3 protein-coding genes are annotated in these 2,352 nt (G+C 70.5%); 2 read left to right on the top strand and 1 reads right to left on the bottom strand.

Translation table 11 applies throughout. The annotated features are described in order from the left end of the window. Window positions 1-90: 90 nt before the first annotated feature. Window positions 91-954: a universal stress protein gene (locus ACYQ0U_RS22585; RefSeq protein WP_459976136.1), complete on the bottom strand. Its 864-nt coding sequence runs from the start codon at window positions 952-954 to the stop codon at window positions 91-93. Between the two features lie 145 nt (window positions 955-1,099). On the opposite strand from ACYQ0U_RS22585, the gene ACYQ0U_RS22580 reads away from it, so the two are divergent. Both ACYQ0U_RS22580 and ACYQ0U_RS22575 read left to right on the top strand, forming a co-directional pair. Continuing rightward, entirely contained in the window at window positions 1,100-1,660 is a 561-nt protein-coding gene (locus tag ACYQ0U_RS22580) for a hypothetical protein (RefSeq protein ID WP_459976135.1), read from the top strand. 130 nt (window positions 1,661-1,790) lie between these two features. Continuing rightward, window positions 1,791-2,231 carry a pyridoxamine 5'-phosphate oxidase family protein gene (locus tag ACYQ0U_RS22575; RefSeq protein WP_459976134.1) on the top strand — a complete coding sequence of 147 codons (441 nt, stop codon included), beginning with the start codon at window positions 1,791-1,793 and terminating at the stop codon, window positions 2,229-2,231. Window positions 2,232-2,352: the final 121 nt, after the last annotated feature.

Here is a 2,352-nt window from a genome sequence, read left to right as displayed (position 1 = left end):
TGCGGGCAATGTCCTGCGTCTCGAGCAGGCCCCAGCAGTCGTATCCCGTGAGAGTCGCCAGCGTCGGAACCCCCGAGCTCTGACTGGTCATCACGTTCTCCTTCCGTGTGTGTCGTCGGGGACGACGGCGACCGGACAGGTCGCGCGCTCGACGACGGGCACGACGACCGAGCCGAGAAGCAGCTCGGCCATGGGTCGACGGTGGTGCGTCCCCAGCACGATGAGGTGCATGTCCTTCCCCAATCGGAGCAGCACAGTCGGCGGATCACCGCGCTCGACCGTCGTCCGGACCGGCACGTCGGGGTACTCCTCGCGCAGCCCGGCGACTGCCTCGGCGACGGCCAGCCGCTGTTCGGGCTCGTCCGAGGGCTCGCCGTAGGTGAGCTTCTGGCCCACGTGGACCACGGTGAGGGGTCGGTCCGTCGTGGACGCCTGCTCGAACGCGAACCGCAGGGCGGTCCGGGCGTGCTCGGTATCGTCGATACCGACGAGCACGCCTCGGCGAACCTCGCCCGGATGCATCCCGTGGACCACGACGACCGGACACGGCGGGCGGCTGGTGACGGCCGAGCCGGTGGTGCCGAAAAGACGCGACCACACGGTGCGATGCCGGCGGGATCCGACCACGAGCATCCGTGCCTCGCACGCCATCGCCAGGAGCTCGTCTCGGACGGCACCACTGCGCAGCACGGCATGGACCAGCAGATCAGGTGCACGCTCGACAGCGCGCGACCGGGCTTGATCGAGCAGCAGGTCGCCGACGCGAGGCGCGGCCACGACACCGACCCGGCGGTCGCGGCCGCCGGTGTCGTGCCAGATCTCTTCGGCGGTGTCAGTGACGTGCACGAGTGTGAGTGCACGGTTCTCGCGGACGGCCTGGTCGACGGCCCAGTCCACGGCTTCCTGCCACGGGCTGCGGTCGTCCAGGCCCACGACGATGCTCTTGCTGGTCATGTCGGTCCTCCTCGACTCGCCTCCAGCGTCCGCCGCCAGGGCCGGCGGGTGCAGGGGCCGACGCCCGTTGCCAGCGGGACGAACGTCCCGGCGCTCTGAGTCCAACGGCTCTGCCGGGCAGCCCGTTCGGGAGGACGCTCGAAGCATGAGCATGTACCGAGTCATGTGGCAGACGGCGGTGATGAGCGTCGCGCTCGCGGCCTTCGCCGGTGGCGTCGCGAGTCTCGGCTGGTTCGTCATGCTCGTGGTCCCGGCCACCCTCGCGGTGCTCGGTGCCTGCGGTGGCTTCACGTGGGTCGAGGAATCCCCCAGACGTCGCGCAGTCATGGCGCGGGCAGCGTCCGGGGCAGGGATCGGGGCCGTCCTCTGGCTGGGGCTGCCGTTCCTGATCGGCGCGTGGATGCTGCTTGCCGTGGCGTCCCTTGCGGCGTCGGCCCCGCCCCTGGTTGGGCGGCTCGCCGGATGCTGGCGGCGTTCACACCCGGCGCGGACGTCCCGCCAACTCGGCAGGCTGCCCATTCCTGAGCTCGAGCAGTGGTGGCGTCGTAGCGGTCGCGAGCTGGCTTCCCGGCGCGCCGACCCGGTCGTCGTACTCGCCCTCGTGCAGGAGCGGGCGCTGTTGTTGGACGAGATCGAGCGGCGCGACCCGGTCGGGTTCCACAACTCCCTGGTGCGCGCCGGTTGGCGCGAGCCGCAGGACCTGTAGCTCGACGAAGACGAGGAACCGGCGATGTACAGGGCTGCGTGCCGATCGTGCTCGAGTTCCGCCGGAGGGCTCCCGAGTTCGGGACCTTGGACCTCTCGTCGTACGCCGGCGGGGGCGCACCATAGAAGACATGCACGAGTCCATCGAGTTGACCACCGAGGAGTGCGGGCGCCTGCTCCGCGCCGGCGTCGGCGGACGGATCGCGCTGTCCTCGCCGGACGGGCCGCACATCGTGCCCGTCAACTACTCGGTCGTCGACGATGCGATCGTCGTCCGGACGTCGCCGTACAGCATCTTGGGTACCTACGGCCGCGACAGCATGCTCGCGTTCGAGGTGGACCAGTTCGACCATGAGCGCCACCGCGGGTGGAGCGTCGTCGCCCGCGGTCGGGCGCAGGTCGTCACCAGGTCCGAGCAGCTCGACCACATTCGCAGCACCTGGGATCCCCGCCCCTGGGCGGCCGGCGTGCGCTCCCTCTACCTGCGGCTGCGCTGGACCGAGCTCAGCGGTCGCCGGATCGGCGGAGCCTGGGACCTCGAATCGATGCTGCCGGTCCGTCGCTCCGTGTGAGGATCGAGGTCGTGACGGACATCCGCGACGGCGCCTTGCCCGACTCCACCCGAGCGCTGCTCGAGGCGGTCACCGCGATCTCCTCGGACCTCGACCTGAACTCGGTCCTGACCCGGATCGT

Source organism: Nocardioides pyridinolyticus, assembly GCF_054653575.1.
This window is presented reverse-complemented; position numbering and strand designations above follow the sequence as displayed.